The sequence below is a fragment of the Gilvimarinus sp. 1_MG-2023 genome (assembly GCF_030548285.1).
The window spans coordinates 1-231 of the sequence record NZ_JAUOSC010001854.1; the positions used below are offsets into that span (position 1 = coordinate 1).

Genomic DNA, 231 nt, shown 5'->3' on the forward strand with positions numbered 1-231 from the left:
TGGCAAGTCACTCGGTTCGTTTTCCATTCTGCTGGATACCTTTGATAGCCGTCACGCGCCCTTATCCCGGGAGATGAACGACAACAAAATCATCAATGGCCTGATCGCTCTGCAGGAAAAATCTCCCCACCGCGACATTATTCTGATCACCAAAGACATCAATATGCGCCTCAAGGCACGGGGCTGTGGTATCGGTGCACAGGACTATCAGAACGACCAGATGCTGTCGGA

1 protein-coding gene is annotated in these 231 nt (G+C 51.5%); it reads left to right on the forward strand.

Going from position 1 to position 231, the window contains the following annotated elements; genetic code table 11:
* The coding region (locus tag Q4563_RS23110; RefSeq protein ID WP_303606216.1) for a PIN domain-containing protein at positions 1 to 231 on the forward strand (231 nt) is incomplete at both ends.